We start from the raw sequence: 15,527 nt of genomic DNA on the forward strand, positions 1-15,527 counted from the left end.
AAAAGACAAGCACTATCAACATAAAACAAAAAAGACCTTCCCAAAAGTGGAAGGTCTTTTTTGTATCTATTTAAAAGTTGTTTTGTTGGTAAGTGTACCTGATTACTCAGCTACTACTTCTTCACTTTCAGCAGCTGCTTCAGTTTGTGGTGCTTCAACGGCTGTAGCTGAACCATTGGTGTGTACTGGTAAAGCAGCTTCTTCAACGTTAACGTTTACTACTGGTTTGTGTTCAACAGCAACATCAGCAGTTTCAAACGGTAATACTGAAACGTATGAACGGTTATCAGCTTTCTTTTTGAAAACTACCTGACCATCAATCAGTGCAAATAAGGTATGATCACGACCGATACCTACATTTTGACCAGGATTATGTCTGGTACCACGCTGACGAACGATGATGTTACCAGCAATAGCAGGCTGACCACCAAAAATTTTGATACCTAAACGTTTGCTATGCGATTCGCGGCCGTTCTTGGAACTACCCGCTCCTTTTTTGTGTGCCATGTTTTTTTAATTATTGATTTTTTGAATGAGTGAATGAGTGATTTTTTGATGAAGAGAATATAAAATTCAATCCTCAGTCCTTCAATCCCTCCATCATTAATTATAATGTAATACCAGTAATGGCGATTTTAGTAAATTGCTGACGGTGACCGTTTTTCTTTTTGTAGCCTTTTCTTCTTTTCTTTTTGAAGATCAGAACTTTATCACCCTTTACATGAGACACGATTGTGGCTGATACTTTAGCACCTTGCAGCGCGCTGCCTAAGCTAAATTTACCTTCGTTTTCAGCTAACAATACTTTGTCAAATTCAATACTAGCGCCCTCATCTCCCTGTAAGCGGTGTACAAAGATTTGCTGGTCTTTAGCAACTTTAAATTGCTGTCCGGCTATATCTACTATTGCGTACATTTGTTATTATTAATTAAAATGGTTAAAAATTTGAGGTGCAAATATAAGATTATAATTTATATAAAGCAATATGCCTGTTTAATATAATCATCCTAACATAGACCCAAAATAAACTATTCAGAACTTACTAATGTAGTTCAGATAAGGCATAAATTAAATTTTATCCTTTTTTAAACTTGTTGGCCAGCATTTGCAGCATATCATTATTAACCGGGGTTGCCGGTTCATCATTCTTACGGTTAACAGGTTGCTGGTGCTTTGGCTTAAAGTTATTGTTTCTTTGAAAATCCTTTTTCGGCCTATTATTATCTGGCTGTTGACCTTGCATGGGTTTTGCTGGTGCTGGTTTTGGCTGTATAGGTTTAGCCTGAGCTGGCTTTGCCGGTTTGTTCTGGTTCCAGCGTTTGTAAATTTCTTCTACTTTGCGCTTAGTATATAATGGAAAATCACCGTGCATAATCCAGGCATAGTAGCTAGGTTCCATATCAAACACATCTTCCACACGTTTACCTTTGTGCTTGCCAAAATTAAACACCTCCTCGCCTGCATCGTTATAAACCATGCGGCCCACAAAATCAACCGTGCGGTGCAAATTAGTAAATTCATGCAGCCCTGCTACATCATTTACCACCGGAATGCTACGTTTGCCTTTTTTATCTTCCCACTCGATGTTGGCATAGCGTTCCACCTGAGCCAGTAATACTTCCATGGTAGCCCGGGTGTCAGCTTCAGCAGAGTGCGCATTTTCAATTTGTCTATTGCAATAAAACTGATAAGCTGCCTTTAGCGTACGCTGCTCCATCTGGTGGAAAATGTTTTGCACATCCACAAAATGGCGCCCGTTCAAATCAAATTCGACACCTGCACGTAAAAACTCCTCCATCAGCATCGGAATATCGAATTTATTGGAGTTATAGCCAGCTAAATCACTGTCAGTTAAAAAATCAGCTATCTCAGCAGCTACGGTTTTAAATACTGGTGCATCTTTCACATCATCATCATAAATGCCGTGTATTAAAGATGTTTCCAGTGGAATTGGCATATCTGGATTAATAAGCCAGGTTTTGCTTTCTTCCATACCATCAGGCAATAGTTTGATAATGGCAATTTCCACTACCCGATCCGTGCCGACACTAGTGCCGGTAGTCTCCAGATCAAAAAAAGCAAGCGGGCGTTTTAAGTTTAGTTTCATGCACAACGTATTTCTGCAAAGGTCGTAAAACTCTTTTAAAATATTGACAAGGAAGATTTTTTGAGTTAATGCATTTTAGCACAACATCTAAGTAAAAAATACTTAATCTTTAAATAAGTAGCTAGATTTTTGTATTTAAAAATTTACATAGCAAAGTTAAAATCGAATAACTGTTGTAATTTCCTATCGTATAAATTTACCTTACTCAACCACTTTAATCTCTAAAATTATCACACTATATCTATATTCAACCTGCTAAAATTTAAATACCTTAGTAGAACCTAAAATTCCTTTATGAAACAATTTTTACTAGTCTTTTTTCTTATTCTTTTTTCTGTTGTTACTCAAGCTGATGATTTTCCATATGGCACCTACAAAATGGAAGATATGGAAATGAAATCTTATCCCAAAAGCACTAATGCACATGCTGTAGTATTACAGGAGTACGGTAAAACCTGGGTCAGCAGCAATGAGCAGGTTAGGCTGATTCATGAATATCATGTTAAAATAAAAATTTTTGATAGCAAAGCTTTTGATCAAGGCAATGTTGAGATTGTACTGAACAAAAGCGATAATGATACCTACGAAGAACTACAAAGCGTAGAAGGCAAAACGTATTATTACAACAATCATGGTGTGGTGCAAAGTGCAGATCTGGACAGCAAACAAGTATTCGCACAAAACCGCGATAAATACCATAATCTGGTAAAATTTGCTATGCCCAACGTAGGCAAAGGCTGTGTAATTGACTACAAGTACACTATACGTTCACCGTACTTGTTTAACTTCAAATCTTGGATGTTTCAATCAGACATTCCTAAAGTAACTTCTGAATATGAAGTACATATCCCAGCGGTTTATAATTACAATGTATCATTACGCGGCCCATTTAAATTAACTCGTAACAAACCCGAACTTGAACGAGATTGCTTTTCAATAGCTAGTACTAAGTGTGATTGTTCTAAGATAGTATATGCTATGGACGATATTCCAGCCTTTGAGGAAGAAGATTATATGACTGCTGCCAAAAACTTTATTTCGGGTATGTATTTCGAGTTAACGGATTATATAAACTTGAACAATGGCGGTAAACAAAAAATAACTAAAGAGTGGAGCGATATTGATTACACGCTAAAACATGATGAAGATTTTGGCGGCCAAATGCGTAAAGAAAATCTGTTTAAAGATAAACTACCTGTCATAACGGCTGGAAAAACAGATGAACTGGCTAAAGCCAAAGCCATATATGCTTATATTCAAAAGAATATTAAAGTCAACAACTTTTACGGGTACTCTACCGATAATGGTATCCGCAAGGCTATAGAAACGCATACTGGTAACGTGGCTGATGTAAACTTAGCACTTGTTGCGGCTCTGAATGCAGCAGGAATTAACACAGAAGCTGTTTTACTTTCCACACGCAATCATGGTATCATTAATAAGCTTTACCCTGTGATTAATGATTTTAACTATGTGATAGCAAAAACTAATATTGGTGGTACTTCTTACCTGCTGGACGCAACCGATCCTCTATTGCCATTTGGATTACTACCTGTTGATTGCATTAACGACCAAGGCCGGGTGCTAAGCCTTAATAAGCCATCGTACTGGATTGATTTGAAAGCAACACAGAAAAAAAGCAGCTTCATGATTCTTGATTTAACGTTGCAGAACAATGGCAAACTTACCGGCACGTTAATCGATTACTCGAAAGGATACGAAGCCTATAATGGTCGGCGTGCTATAAAGAAATTTAATTCGGTTGATGAATACGTGGAAAACCTGGATGAAAAGATGCCGAAAATAAAAATTTTAAAATCAGAGGTTGAGAATGTAGATAGCTTGGATGCTACGTTGGTTGAAAAGTATAATATTGAAATTGACGCTTACGATAACTTAAACCACGAACGCCTAGCCTTTAATCCTTTCATTATACACAAGCTGGTAGAAAATCCTTTTAAACTTACAGAACGTACTTACCCCGTAGATATGGGTGCCCCTTCAGATAGTCGGGTTACTTTAACAATACATTTACCAGATAATTACACCATGGAAACTATTCCAGAAAATGTAGGCATCAGATTACCTAATCAAGGAGGCCAGTTTATCACATCATTTGAAAATCAAAATAACGAGTTTACATTTTCTCATCTAATCCAGCTTAATAATTCAATATACTCACCTGAAGAATATCCTTATTTAAAAGAACTGTTCAATAAAATTATTCAAACGGAAAGAGCAGAAATCATATTTAAAAAGAAATAATGAAGCATATTTTACTTATTGGTTTACTGAGCTTGTTTGTACTAAAAGTTACAGGTCAAATAAGCTATGATGCAGCTTCCATTCCTAAAGATTTATTGCCTTATGCAGGCTCAGTAGTACGCAGTAATAATATAACTGTTGAGGTAAAAGATTTAAACAACATTGTTGAGCATTACAAAAATGCAATCACCGTACTGAATAAAACTGGCGACGACGATGCAGAACTAACAATTTATTACAATAAAGCGAATCATATTAAATCTATCAAGGGTATAGTATATGATGAATTTGGTAAACCTATAAGTAAAATCAGCGAAAAAGATTTTAGAGATTACAGTGCAGCCGACAATGCTTCCCTTTTTGAAGATATTCGTGAAAAGTATTATAAACCATCAGTAGTATCTTACCCTTACACTGTCGAGTATGACTATGAAGTATTATCTAAGCAATCGCTAAATTTTCCCGATTGGTTTCCGGCAGAAGACGTAGGCATTGCAGTACAAAACAGTTCGTATACTTTTACTTGCCCATCCAATTTTAATATTCATTACAAAGAACGAAATTGCCCGACTCAAGCCAACATTACAACCAATGCTAGCGGACAAAAGGTTTACACCTGGACAATCAGTAATCTAAAAGCTCGTCGTAGTGAACCTTATAGCCCAAATCCAGAAGAGTATTTGCCTGTAGTAAAAATTGCACCTGAAAAATTCACCTACGATGGCCATAGCGGTTCATTTACCAACTGGAACGAGCTAGGTAAATGGCAATATGATGATCTGTTAAAGTCACGTTCAACTCTACCACAAGCTACTATAGGCTATATTCATCAGCTGACTGATACTATTAGCGATCCGAAACGAAAGGCTAAAGTAATTTATGAGTATATGCAAAGCAAAACCCGTTACGTTAGTGTACAAGTAGGTATTGGCGGTTATCAGCCTTTTCCAGCTGCTGATGTTGATCGCTTAGGTTATGGCGATTGCAAAGCACTAGTTAATTACACGCAAGCCTTACTGAAAGCAGGAAACATTAATTCATACTATTGCATTGTACAAGCAGGTTCTGCTAAAAAAAGTTTACTTACTGATTTTGCCAGTATGCAAGGCAATCACATCATATTGTGCTTACCGTTTAAAAATGACACCACTTGGCTGGAGTGCACCAGTCAGAAAATACCATTTGGTTTCCTAAGCGACTTTACTGATGACCGTTGGGTACTGGCCTGTACGGATGCAGGCGGCCGCTTAATGCATACGCCTAAATATACAGCCGAGCAAAATAAACAAATTCGTACTGCTATTTTAGAGTTGAAAGCTAACGGAGAACTAGCAGGCAACATGAATACCTTTTTTGAAGGAACCCAGTATGAAAACCGTCCTGACGAAGCCAGTGATAACGACAAAGATTTAAAAATGGTGAAAGAAGTTTATCCCATTAATAATCTGGAGATAGAAAGCCTGAGCTTTAAACAAGTTAAAAACATACAACCAACTAACCAGGAACAATTAAAATTTAACGCCCGCGATTTTGCTACGCAATCAGGTGGAAAACTATATTTCATGGTTAACCCGGTAAATCGTGTCAACAACGTACCACGTGAAGTTCGTAACCGTACTACTAACTTGTACATTAACCGTGGTTACACCGATGTGGATGAAATTACTTATACTATACCCGAAGGTTATAAACTGGACATTGAACCTCTTAATGTCACTTTAAGTAAACCTTTTGGCAGATTTAAAGCCACAGCCCAGTTGAATGCCAACCACCAGTTGATATATAAGCGCAGTTTACAAGTTATTGATGGCACTTACAGTAAAGAAAGTTATCAGGATTTAGTAAGTTTTTACCAGGCAGTATCAGATGCCGATCATTACAATGTGGCTTTAACTAAAACTAACTAAAGATGATAATGCCTAAAATGATACCGATAATCATAATCACATATAAGAGTATTTCATTACCGGCAAAGCGCTTGTATGTAGTCCAGAATGAGTAATCTTCTTTCTCTTTTGCCATAGTAAGACAAAAATAGCCAAAAGTTGTTTAAGTATAATAAATTAGCTTTCACTATCAAGGTATTAACTTTATGAATGATAGCTGCTAATATTTAGCTAAACAAAATCCCCGACGTGTTCAGCACATTGGGGATTTTTAATATTAATTATAGCTACCTTTTATTAGGCACTCTTTTTCCATTTGATAGTACAGCCAATAGCTTTAGTACTAGTTACTTCAGGTTGTTTGCCAGCTAATAAAGCATTCACTGCATTTTGTACATAGTTGGTTCTGCTTGCGTTGGTACCCTGAGTATCATCATCAATAGCACCAACATATTTTACTACATTACCTGATGCTGTTTTTTGCAATAGGTACACGTGCGGCGTAGCTTTAGCACCGTAAGCACGGGTAACATCCTGCGTTTCGTCAATCAGGTACGGAAAGGAATAATGCTTTTCAGTAGCTCTTTTCTGCATATTTTCAAATGAATCGGCCGGCTCAGCAACCGGGTCATTTGGGCTAATAGCAATTACCGGGTAGCCTTTAGAAGCATACATCTTATCTAATTCCATAATACGTGTTTCATAAGCTTTGGCATATGGGCAGTGGTTACAGGTAAATACTACCAAAAAGCCCTTAGCTGATTTATAATTGGCTAATGATACCATTTTACCGTTTACATTTTTCAACTTAAAATCAGTAGCGGTATCGCCTACTTTATAACCTGGTTCGGCTGGCTTAAAGGCTACGCTAGCCAGCGCAACAAAGCATAGAACAATTAATTTTTTCATGGTAAATTTTATTTGTGGGTTTGATAAAGCTTGTTCAATTCGTCGTAAGTAAATTCCTGCTCAAAAAACTGTCTGAAGCCTTTTTTGCCATTAACAATGAGTGTACCCGGCAAGGCACCGCTCCAATCTTTATTAATGCCATCAATAAACTCCTGATCGCTTTTGCGTGAAGCCAAGTAAACTTCAGGAACCAGCTTGTGGGTACGTACAAAAGTATTTACGGCTTGGTACTTAGAATCAAAATCCATACTTACCAGCAACACTTTGAGGAGCTGCTTAGCATAAGTAGTTTGCAATTGGTTAAAGTAAGGCAATTCGGCGACACAAGGCCCGCACCAGGTAGCCCAAAAGTTAACTACGTAAACAGTATCCGTATTACTAATGCGTTTTTCCAATTGTGGTAAGGTAATGCGCTTTACCTGCGCGAAACTGGTAATGCTTACGATAAATAGTAAAATGGATAATAATAGGCGATTTTTCATAATTCTTAAAACGCTGCCATTTTAACAAAGTTATTCACTTTTTGCTATACTATTACCTAATATTACCGAACCTGCTCTCGAAAAATATTTATACATAGCCGGATCGCGTAGTTTCACTACAATTACCCCACGCCTAGAGCTGGCATGAACTAGGTATCCATTTTGCAGGTACACGCCTACATGACTAAACTTTTTACCGTCAAAATCAAAAAATATCAAATCACCCTCTTGCAGTTCATCTTCATACTTGCGCTTAATGCTATTTACTTGTTGGCTTGTCATGCGTGGAATATTAACGCCATACACCTGTTGTTCCAGTAAAAGCGCCAAACCCGAACAATCAATACCATCATGATCCATGCCGCCAAACCGATAAGGTGTACCAGCCCATTGCTCAATAAAGTTATACAACCGACCGTTAGTAATATCTTTACTATCTACTCCCATCAGCTCAGCATACTTGTCGGCTATAAAGCCTTGTGGCCTAACGACCTCGCCCGGCGCACCTTTCATCACAGCTCGTTTAGATTTACATGAAGTTAAAGCCATAATGGCCAGCAGCAACATTATAACAACACGCGGGCAATAGTTTAAATTCATAAGTTTAAAGATAGGCAATAGGCTTTTCCACTTGTTTTAAATTGTTTGGAAATAGTTTTCCATACGTTATCAACATTTTGCAACAATCAACCTTATACAACATTATTAAGAAGTCTTTTTTACATAGCATTTTACGTATTGCCTATGAGGTTAGGTTCATAAGAAGAAAGATATTATCTCACCTTATCCAATAAAGCTGTATTTGCAACAAAATAAAATGCTTTATATATTTATGACTAGCTACGTTTAGTAACCAACAATTTATGCCTTCAAGAGGAGAATTAACCAACATTTACTTTGATAAAAGTAGAGTAAACAACCATAAGTATCCTTTTTCTCTGCCATTTTTTAGCAATCATGATAAAATTGGCATTCACCCTCTAGTAACCTACTTTGTTGGCGAGAATGGTACCGGCAAATCAACACTTTTAGAAGCTATTGCTGTGGCATCAGGCTTTAACCCTGAAGGTGGGTCTGCGAATTTTAATTTCAATACCCGAGCATCACATTCTGCTTTGCATAAGCATATAATTACCTCACGAGGTACTCATCAACATACAGATGGCTTCTTTCTAAGAAGTGAAAGCTTCTTTAACATGGCTTCAGAAATTGAACGTTTGGATGAAGACGAACCGGGAACTACCCATATAAACGTAAAGCAAATTAAAATAATTGATTCTTATGGAGGGAAATCACTGCACGAACAATCGCATGGCGAATCCTTTTGGTCTCTGTTTTTACATCGGTTCAGTGGTAATGGTTTTTACATTTTGGATGAACCAGAAGCCGCTTTATCCCCCTCACGCCAAATGGCCATGCTTATTAGGATGAATGAACTAATACAGCAAAGATCGCAGTTCATTATTGCTACACACTCACCCATATTACTGGCTTATCCAAACGCCTTAATTTACGAGTTTAGCGAGCAAGGCATACAAGTGCGAACTTATGAGCAAACACAACTATTTCAATCCTACCATGATTTTTTTCGAAACCCTAAGTATGTAGTCGACCGTTTGCTTCATACTAGGTAAAATACAGGGGTACTCTTTTATTGTTAACTATTCCACTCCTCTTGTTGCTTCTTGTAAGCTGCATACTGGTTCAGGTAATCCTGATTAACCGACCATTGAGGCTTTAACGCTTGCAGGGTTCCACTAATTTTAAGCAGATTTAATACACTCTGTGATACTTCTCCGGCCGGGATAGCCAGTAAATCGGCTATTTCGTTTCCTAGTAAGTACCGCATTAATTGTACTATGTTCTGAGCTGTAAGTGGTGATTGTAGTTTAACAGTCTGAAAGTACTCAATAAGGCTTTGGGTCAGTGCTCTGCCCTGTTCAGAAGCACGGAATTGGTGTTGCTGTATAGCCTTTGCTAAAGCAATAGCCTGCTTCCCGGTTTGCGGCAATAAACTATCCTGCACGCCAGATAGATAGCTTACCACATTCCAGAGGTGCATAAAAGCTTGCTGATCATCATAGCTTACTACTAAATCCAATTTGCGCAACCCACGGATAACCAGTAGCGAAAACGAAAGGTTGGTACCGGCCATATCTTCCTGGTTCACGGGTACGCCCCAAGTATCATCCCACTGACCGGTTTTTAAGGTATAGTACCGTGCAGTGGCATGTATCAGCCGTACTTTTAATATGCTGATAAAACCTTTACCTTCAGGTGCAAAAGCATTGGGCGCCATAACATCCCACACAAACTGCCCGGTTTCCTGCAAACGCATCGCGGCATCGTTTCGTAAGCGCTTTGATAGGTACAACACCATAGCGCCATTAGCACCGGCATAATCATAAGGTAATGATAATAACCCCAGCATATTAAGCACCAATGAGGCATGCCGGGCAAAAAATGCTGCACCTCGCTGCATTTGCCGCTTATCGGCCCAAGGTGGCAATTGCTTAGCCTGTGCAAATAAAGTTTCATTGGCATAAGCTGTTGGCAAAACATCCAGTTGGTGATTAGCTTTTAAACTATCCAAGTAATTACGTAGTGCTGTTTTATCTTGATCGTTGGCAAACGTATGGGTTATGAACGTATCAACAACCGGATCTGCTACTAATCGCTGTGTTGATAAGAAATCATCACTATACACAACTACCTCTTCCATAAATCTAGGTTTTAACCAGCTATCAACATTTCGGCAACCATTCGGCCGGTTTTCAGCGCTGCATTAATGGAGCCATTTAGCAAGTAATCACCGCAAACATAATGGTGCTCACTCCGCTTCAGTCCAAGCGGGCTAATTTCATTACGTACCGAAGCATCTTCAGGCAGAGCATGGGCAATGTGATAAGTTTTTAAATGTTGCCAGCTTAAACTATCCGGATACCATTTACTTAGCTCTTGTATAACTTTTTGACCTAACACTGCATCTGGCTCCCGGCTATGATCACCTAACACAGAAACCGAAATCAGCGATTTTCCGGATGGTGCATAATCTGCCGACACCTGGTCCATCACCGCTAAATTATTCACAAGCTTTTGTGCCGATGCATTCAGTACGATGATAGGCTTAGCAACAGGCGGTTGATTAGCCGTAAAATACAAATTTGTCACGGCATGGCTTTTTACCTTTTGCCGCGGATATGGTAAAGGAAAATCAGCCGGGTAAGTAGCCATTATAATTTTACTCCCAAAATATTTTTGTCCTGATGCAGTTATGGCAATCTGTCCATCCAGTTGCACCACACGTTCATTTAGTATCAACTCATCAGGGGTTAAGCCTTGCGCCAGTTGCTCGGCTATACGGCCCATACCTTTAGCCGGAACAGAAGTATCATCCTCACTAAACACTTTGAATACAAACTCAAACATCCGGCTGGATGTGCGCAGTTCCGGTTCCAGAAATATACCAGCCATAAAAGGCTGGAAAAACTGCTGAATAATGCGCTTACTAAAACCGTAATCTTCCAGGTACTCCAGCGTGGTAGTTTCAGGATGTTTAAACAAATCATCAACGCTGATTCCTGCTAATTTCAATTTTAGTTGTAACACCTTTACTTTATCAACCAAAGTGCCGGCTGAGGAAAAAAGCGTTTCCAGTAACATAGAAGGCTGTTGTGATGGATCACCCAATTCGGTACTGCCTTTTTCATTTACAATTAATGCACCGGGTACAAATGGTTTCAGGTTTAATGATTCATAATCCAGCAACTCTCGCGTTTCCGGGTAAGCTGTAAGCAACACTTGAAAGCCGCGATCGAGCAAAAAACCATTTACCTTATCAGTACGCACCCGCCCCCCTACGCCATCCAATGCCTCCAGTACCTTTACCGATTTACCCGCTTGTTTCAGCAGCTTTGCGGCTGTAAGTCCGGCTAGGCCGGCACCTATAATTAAAACATCAACATAGGGTTTATTCATGATTTACACGTAACAGCAAAAATTTTAAACTGATTTATTATCATAAAAAAAGGCAGATACGAATGTACCTACCTTTATGTAATAATTAATCATTCAATTTTAGAATAATCCACCTAATACACCACCTAAACCACCAGGCAAAGAACTCTGGATTGAGTCGGGTGTAATGCTTGGATCGTTAGGATCATTAGCCTTATGAGCAAACTTATTCAAAATACCAGGTAAAGCCGCAGCAATAGCACCGGTAGCTGCTGGTGGCAAACCAAATTTGCTACCTAAACTACCAACTAATCCGCCAGTAATAGCACTGGTTACTGGATTACCGGATGATAAGCTTCCGGTTAATGATGATAATAAACCACCTACACCACCTTGTGCTGATGCTTGGTTAACAATTCCTTCATTAATATGACTGGCAATTTCTTTATGAACAGCATCCTGCTGTCCGTTGGGTATAGCTGATGCGACCTGCGGATTACCGCCAATGTGGTCTTTCACCATTTCTAATATTTGGTCAAACATAGGTTATCCTTTTTCTAATTAAAGGCTTTTATCGAAAATTAGTTTTAACCAAATTCGATATTTCTTCTGCAACTGTAATAAAAATTTCTTTTAAGTAAATCCACAACTAGATTAATATGCCTTCAATATTTCAATACAAATACAGCTATAAAACGGCCTTTTAGGCATTTAAACGTTCATTAAATTTTACTTTTTAAAAACTTTATAACTCTACAATACTTTATATCATACATTTTCATAGTTAAAAAAAACACATATTAACTATTAGTTATCAACTGTAATGAAAGATTGGAAGATATTTACAGGCACGGAACAAAACCTGAATACAAGGAATCAAGAAACGGCACAAACGTCGGATTCAGTAATCCCTGTAGTACAGGAAGAATTGCACGTTGATAAAAAACAAATTGAAACCGGCAAAGTGCATGTATCTAAAAAAGTAGTTACAGAGCCGGTAAACGTTAGTGTTCCTGTCATACAAGAAGACGTTGTAGTTGAGAAAAAAGCTTTTAACCAGTACATTAATACGCCTCCGCCTGGTGTACGTCAGGAAGGTGATACTACCATTATATCGGTAGTTAAGGAAATTTTGGTAAAACAACTGGTATTGGTTGAAGAAATACACATTACCAAGCGCCGCACCGAAACCTCAGCTAACGTTCAGGAAAACCTACGTAAAGAAGAAGTTACCGTTAACCGGATAACTAACTTATAACCTCACATTCCATTAATTAACATCTAACATAAAAACAATTAAAATTAATTATTATGTCGCACACAGTAATTGGAGTGTTTAGCTATACTAGCGAAGCACAAGAAGCAAAACAATATTTAGTTAACAACGGATTTTCTAACGATGCCGTTGATATAGCCACTCAAGATGGCGTTAGTGACACAACAGGAACCGATACCAGTGATCGTGTTGGTAACTTTTTCAGCAACCTATTTAGCAGCGATGAAGACGATACCCGCACTAAATACACTGAAGCTGGTCGTAAAGGCACCGTTGTAACCGTACATGCCAAGTCGGAAGACGAAGCACAACGTGCTTTAGAAATATTAGATAACTATGGTGCTGTTGACGTAAACGAATGGTCGGGCCAGGGCTATGCTGATAAAGAAAACTTTACCGGCAGCAATAACGATTATACTTCTACTACCGATACAACCACTAGCGGTGCTATACCGGTAATTAATGAAGAACTGCAAGTTGGTAAACGTGAAGTAGAAACCGGTGGTGTACGCCTGCGTAGCCGCATTGTGGAACGTCCGGTTGAAGAAAGCATCCGTTTACGTCATGAACATGTTAACGTAGAACGTACTGCTGTAAACCGCCCAGCTACCGAGGCTGACTTTAACACCTTTAAAGAAGGCACGGTTGAAGTTACCGAACATGCTGAAGTACCCGTGGTAAATAAAGAAGCCCGCGTGGTAGAAGAAGTAAGTTTAGGCAAAGAAGTTACCGAAAAAGAAGAAACCATACGTGATACTGTACGCCACACCGAAGTGGACGTAGAGAACCTGAAAAAAGGCGATTCTTACACTTCAGGCAGTAGCACAGATACCAGCGCTTTATAATAAGCAATACAAAGCCATCAGCTACTATGTTAGCTGATGGCTTTTTTATAATTTTTTATTTCAACTTACTAAAACTATCAAAATTATGGCCGAATTAGATGTTCAACCCAAAAGCAAAACCCCATGGTGGCTTTGGCTTTTATTATTGTTAATAGCTCTGGGTTTATTATTTTTCTTCCTGCGTGGATGCAACAACAAAAATGGTACAACTACCACAACTGATTCAACTGCAACTACTACTGACAGTACTTCTACCACAAAGGTAGGCACTACTCATGCTGATTTTAGCGGTATAGATTTTAATGCACCAAAAGCATCATACGAAGAGATTACCGATACTACAATTACGGTACAAGGTGGTGATAAATATGCTATTTATAGTTTGGGTGAAAACGTATTGTTTGGTACCGATCAAAGTGCCGTACAAAGCAGCGCCGATAAAGAACTAAAACAAATTGCGTCATCATTAGACAAACGTTTCAAAAATTCAGTGATCGGTATTTATGGCCGTACAGATGACGAGGGAAGCAAAGAATACAATAAAGGCTTAGGTGCACAGCGTGCAGCATCAGTACGTAACTGGCTAATCAGCAATGGTAAAATTGACTCATCCAGAATATACATTAAATCTTTGGGTGAATCTAAACCGGTGGCTACCAATGCTACTGCTCAAGGACGCCAGCAAAATCGCAGCGTAGAAATTGTAGCAGTACCTGATAGTACATCTCATTAATTTAACGTTACGGAAGCAGGTAAACAGGTTTACCTGCTTCATTTATACAATCAGTTCAATAACTTAAAAATTCGAACAACATGGCTTTAAATGATAATAACACTGATTATAACCGCCTGGAAGAGCTGGGTGGCAGTGATTACGAAATAGTTGACGGTGAACCTAACATCAAAGGCTGGGATGTAAAAGACGACCAAGGCCGAAATATAGGTGATGTAGAAGAGCTGCTGTTTAATCCGGATACCCGTAAAGTACGATATATTGTGCTGGATACTGATGCTAACGACTTCTCATTAGAAGCCCGTAAAGTATTAGTACCTATTGGTATTGCTGAGCTAGACGAGGATGACGATGATGTAATTTTGCCTAACGTAACCGCTGAGCAAATTGCAGCTTTACCTCTTTACACTAAAGACTCATTAAATGCAGATACAGAAAGCCGCATTCGTGACATCTTTGCAGGTTTAGGTGCAGCTGGCGTAGCTGCCGGTGCTTATGGCGCTACTCATAATGCAGAGTTCTACAATCATGAGCAGTTTGATCAGAACCGTTTATACAACCGCCGCTTGCCAGCACATGATGCTACTACCGATGCGCAATCTATCCCGGTAATTGAAGAAAACCTGGAAGTAGGAAAACGCGAAGTAGAAACCGGCGGTGTACGTGTTACTTCCAACATTGTGGAACGCCCAGTTGAGGAAACCATTAACTTGAAAGAAGAACACGTACGTGTAGAACGTACGCCTGTTGACAGACCAGTAGTGGGTTCAGATTTGGATACCTTTAAAGAAGGTGAAATTGAACTAACTGAACATGCTGAAGTACCCGTAGTTAGTAAAGAAGCCCGCGTGGTAGAAGAGGTACGTGTAAACAAAGACGTAGAGGAAAAAGAAGAAACCATACGTGATACCGTGCGCAATACTGAGGTAGAAACAGAAAGGTTTGATGATACCAACAAGAAAGATTTATTATAATCGCTTTTTGTAGATCATTTTAATAAAAGAAAAGGGCTAACCTAGTGGTTAGCCCTTTTCTTTTATTAGTAACTGAGCAATAATTTACCTGT

Annotated in this window: 17 protein-coding genes; 7 read left to right on the forward strand and 10 right to left on the reverse strand. The window is 38.8% G+C overall.

What is annotated here, in order from left to right; genetic code table 11:
* Positions 1–102 precede the first annotated feature (102 nt).
* The 3 genes from rpmA to HH214_RS02460 all read right to left on the reverse strand — a co-directional run bounded on the left by rpmA (position 103) and on the right by HH214_RS02460 (position 2,108).
* The gene (gene rpmA / locus HH214_RS02450; protein ID WP_169605834.1) at positions 103–507 is read right to left on the reverse strand and encodes a 50S ribosomal protein L27; all 405 of its coding nucleotides are present in this window, start codon (positions 505–507) and stop codon (positions 103–105) included.
* Positions 508–607: 100 nt separating this feature from the next.
* The gene (gene rplU, locus HH214_RS02455; RefSeq protein WP_169605835.1) at positions 608–916 is read right to left on the reverse strand and encodes a 50S ribosomal protein L21; all 309 of its coding nucleotides are present in this window, start codon (positions 914–916) and stop codon (positions 608–610) included.
* Between the two features lie 160 nt (positions 917–1,076).
* On the reverse strand, positions 1,077–2,108 hold the full coding sequence (locus tag HH214_RS02460; RefSeq protein ID WP_169605836.1) for a 3'-5' exonuclease: 1,032 nt from the start codon (positions 2,106–2,108) through the stop codon (positions 1,077–1,079).
* Between the two features lie 294 nt (positions 2,109–2,402).
* On the opposite strand from HH214_RS02460, the gene HH214_RS02465 reads away from it, so the two are divergent.
* Together HH214_RS02465 and HH214_RS02470 are read left to right on the forward strand one after the other, a co-directional pair.
* Positions 2,403–4,373 (forward strand): transglutaminase domain-containing protein, encoded by a 1,971-nt coding sequence (locus HH214_RS02465; RefSeq protein ID WP_169605837.1) that lies wholly within the window; start codon positions 2,403–2,405, stop codon positions 4,371–4,373.
* Positions 4,373–6,280: a DUF3857 domain-containing protein gene (locus tag HH214_RS02470; RefSeq protein ID WP_169605838.1), complete on the forward strand. Its 1,908-nt coding sequence runs from the start codon at positions 4,373–4,375 to the stop codon at positions 6,278–6,280. The genes HH214_RS02465 and HH214_RS02470 overlap by 1 nt, the downstream gene beginning before the upstream one ends.
* On the opposite strand, the gene HH214_RS22205 is transcribed toward HH214_RS02470, so the two are convergent.
* From HH214_RS22205 to HH214_RS02485, 4 genes are all read right to left on the reverse strand, one after another.
* Positions 6,273–6,395 (reverse strand): hypothetical protein, encoded by a 123-nt coding sequence (locus HH214_RS22205; RefSeq protein WP_256367682.1) that lies wholly within the window; start codon positions 6,393–6,395, stop codon positions 6,273–6,275. The genes HH214_RS02470 and HH214_RS22205 overlap by 8 nt on opposite strands.
* 161 nt (positions 6,396–6,556) lie before the next feature.
* The gene (locus HH214_RS02475) at positions 6,557–7,168 is read right to left on the reverse strand and encodes a thioredoxin family protein (protein ID WP_169605839.1); all 612 of its coding nucleotides are present in this window, start codon (positions 7,166–7,168) and stop codon (positions 6,557–6,559) included.
* An 8-nt stretch (positions 7,169–7,176) separates the two neighbouring features.
* On the reverse strand, positions 7,177–7,650 hold the full coding sequence (locus tag HH214_RS02480; protein ID WP_169605840.1) for a TlpA disulfide reductase family protein: 474 nt from the start codon (positions 7,648–7,650) through the stop codon (positions 7,177–7,179).
* 30 nt (positions 7,651–7,680) lie between these two features.
* Complete coding sequence (locus tag HH214_RS02485; protein ID WP_169605841.1) at positions 7,681–8,250, reverse strand: C40 family peptidase; 570 nt, start codon at positions 8,248–8,250, stop codon at positions 7,681–7,683.
* A 263-nt stretch (positions 8,251–8,513) separates the two neighbouring features.
* Here HH214_RS02485 and HH214_RS02490 point away from each other — a divergent pair, with 263 nt between their 5' ends.
* Complete coding sequence (locus HH214_RS02490; protein WP_169605842.1) at positions 8,514–9,284, forward strand: AAA family ATPase; 771 nt, start codon at positions 8,514–8,516, stop codon at positions 9,282–9,284.
* Between the two features lie 23 nt (positions 9,285–9,307).
* Here HH214_RS02490 and HH214_RS02495 read toward each other — a convergent pair whose 3' ends face one another.
* The 3 genes from HH214_RS02495 to HH214_RS02505 form a co-directional block, all read right to left on the reverse strand.
* Positions 9,308–10,372, reverse strand: a complete 1,065-nt coding sequence (locus HH214_RS02495) for an oxygenase MpaB family protein (RefSeq protein ID WP_169605843.1) — start codon at positions 10,370–10,372, stop codon at positions 9,308–9,310.
* 11 nt (positions 10,373–10,383) lie between these two features.
* A complete protein-coding gene (locus tag HH214_RS02500) occupies positions 10,384–11,628 on the reverse strand; it encodes an NAD(P)/FAD-dependent oxidoreductase (protein ID WP_169605844.1) in 1,245 nt (414 codons plus the stop codon).
* 99 nt (positions 11,629–11,727) lie between these two features.
* Positions 11,728–12,150, reverse strand: a complete 423-nt coding sequence (locus tag HH214_RS02505; protein WP_169605845.1) for a hypothetical protein — start codon at positions 12,148–12,150, stop codon at positions 11,728–11,730.
* A gap of 280 nt (positions 12,151–12,430) precedes the next feature.
* On the opposite strand from HH214_RS02505, the gene HH214_RS02510 reads away from it, so the two are divergent.
* The 4 genes from HH214_RS02510 to HH214_RS02525 all read left to right on the forward strand — a co-directional run bounded on the left by HH214_RS02510 (position 12,431) and on the right by HH214_RS02525 (position 15,435).
* On the forward strand, positions 12,431–12,865 hold the full coding sequence (locus tag HH214_RS02510; RefSeq protein ID WP_169605846.1) for a YsnF/AvaK domain-containing protein: 435 nt from the start codon (positions 12,431–12,433) through the stop codon (positions 12,863–12,865).
* A 53-nt stretch (positions 12,866–12,918) separates the two neighbouring features.
* A complete protein-coding gene (locus HH214_RS02515; RefSeq protein WP_169605847.1) occupies positions 12,919–13,728 on the forward strand; it encodes a YsnF/AvaK domain-containing protein in 810 nt (269 codons plus the stop codon).
* An 85-nt stretch (positions 13,729–13,813) separates the two neighbouring features.
* Positions 13,814–14,461 carry an OmpA family protein gene (locus HH214_RS02520; protein WP_169605848.1) on the forward strand — a complete coding sequence of 216 codons (648 nt, stop codon included), beginning with the start codon at positions 13,814–13,816 and terminating at the stop codon, positions 14,459–14,461.
* 80 nt (positions 14,462–14,541) lie between these two features.
* On the forward strand, positions 14,542–15,435 hold the full coding sequence (locus HH214_RS02525) for a DUF2382 domain-containing protein (RefSeq protein ID WP_211166292.1): 894 nt from the start codon (positions 14,542–14,544) through the stop codon (positions 15,433–15,435).
* Positions 15,436–15,527 lie beyond the last annotated feature (92 nt).

Source organism: Mucilaginibacter robiniae, from assembly GCF_012849215.1.
Classification (GTDB): domain Bacteria; phylum Bacteroidota; class Bacteroidia; order Sphingobacteriales; family Sphingobacteriaceae; genus Mucilaginibacter; species Mucilaginibacter robiniae.

Coding starts and splice junctions, on each gene's coding strand:
- rpmA (WP_169605834.1), bottom strand. CDS start 507: ATGGCACACAAAAAAGGAGCGGGTAGTTCCAAGAACGGCCGCGAATCG.
- rplU (WP_169605835.1), bottom strand. CDS start 916: ATGTACGCAATAGTAGATATAGCCGGACAGCAATTTAAAGTTGCTAAA.
- HH214_RS02460 (WP_169605836.1), bottom strand. CDS start 2,108: ATGAAACTAAACTTAAAACGCCCGCTTGCTTTTTTTGATCTGGAGACT.
- HH214_RS02465 (WP_169605837.1), top strand. CDS start 2,403: ATGAAACAATTTTTACTAGTCTTTTTTCTTATTCTTTTTTCTGTTGTT.
- HH214_RS02470 (WP_169605838.1), top strand. CDS start 4,373: ATGAAGCATATTTTACTTATTGGTTTACTGAGCTTGTTTGTACTAAAA.
- HH214_RS22205 (WP_256367682.1), bottom strand. CDS start 6,395: ATGGCAAAAGAGAAAGAAGATTACTCATTCTGGACTACATACAAGCGC.
- HH214_RS02475 (WP_169605839.1), bottom strand. CDS start 7,168: ATGAAAAAATTAATTGTTCTATGCTTTGTTGCGCTGGCTAGCGTAGCC.
- HH214_RS02480 (WP_169605840.1), bottom strand. CDS start 7,650: ATGAAAAATCGCCTATTATTATCCATTTTACTATTTATCGTAAGCATT.
- HH214_RS02485 (WP_169605841.1), bottom strand. CDS start 8,250: ATGAATTTAAACTATTGCCCGCGTGTTGTTATAATGTTGCTGCTGGCC.
- HH214_RS02490 (WP_169605842.1), top strand. CDS start 8,514: ATGCCTTCAAGAGGAGAATTAACCAACATTTACTTTGATAAAAGTAGA.
- HH214_RS02495 (WP_169605843.1), bottom strand. CDS start 10,372: ATGGAAGAGGTAGTTGTGTATAGTGATGATTTCTTATCAACACAGCGA.
- HH214_RS02500 (WP_169605844.1), bottom strand. CDS start 11,628: ATGAATAAACCCTATGTTGATGTTTTAATTATAGGTGCCGGCCTAGCC.
- HH214_RS02505 (WP_169605845.1), bottom strand. CDS start 12,150: ATGTTTGACCAAATATTAGAAATGGTGAAAGACCACATTGGCGGTAAT.
- HH214_RS02510 (WP_169605846.1), top strand. CDS start 12,431: ATGAAAGATTGGAAGATATTTACAGGCACGGAACAAAACCTGAATACA.
- HH214_RS02515 (WP_169605847.1), top strand. CDS start 12,919: ATGTCGCACACAGTAATTGGAGTGTTTAGCTATACTAGCGAAGCACAA.
- HH214_RS02520 (WP_169605848.1), top strand. CDS start 13,814: ATGGCCGAATTAGATGTTCAACCCAAAAGCAAAACCCCATGGTGGCTT.
- HH214_RS02525 (WP_211166292.1), top strand. CDS start 14,542: ATGGCTTTAAATGATAATAACACTGATTATAACCGCCTGGAAGAGCTG.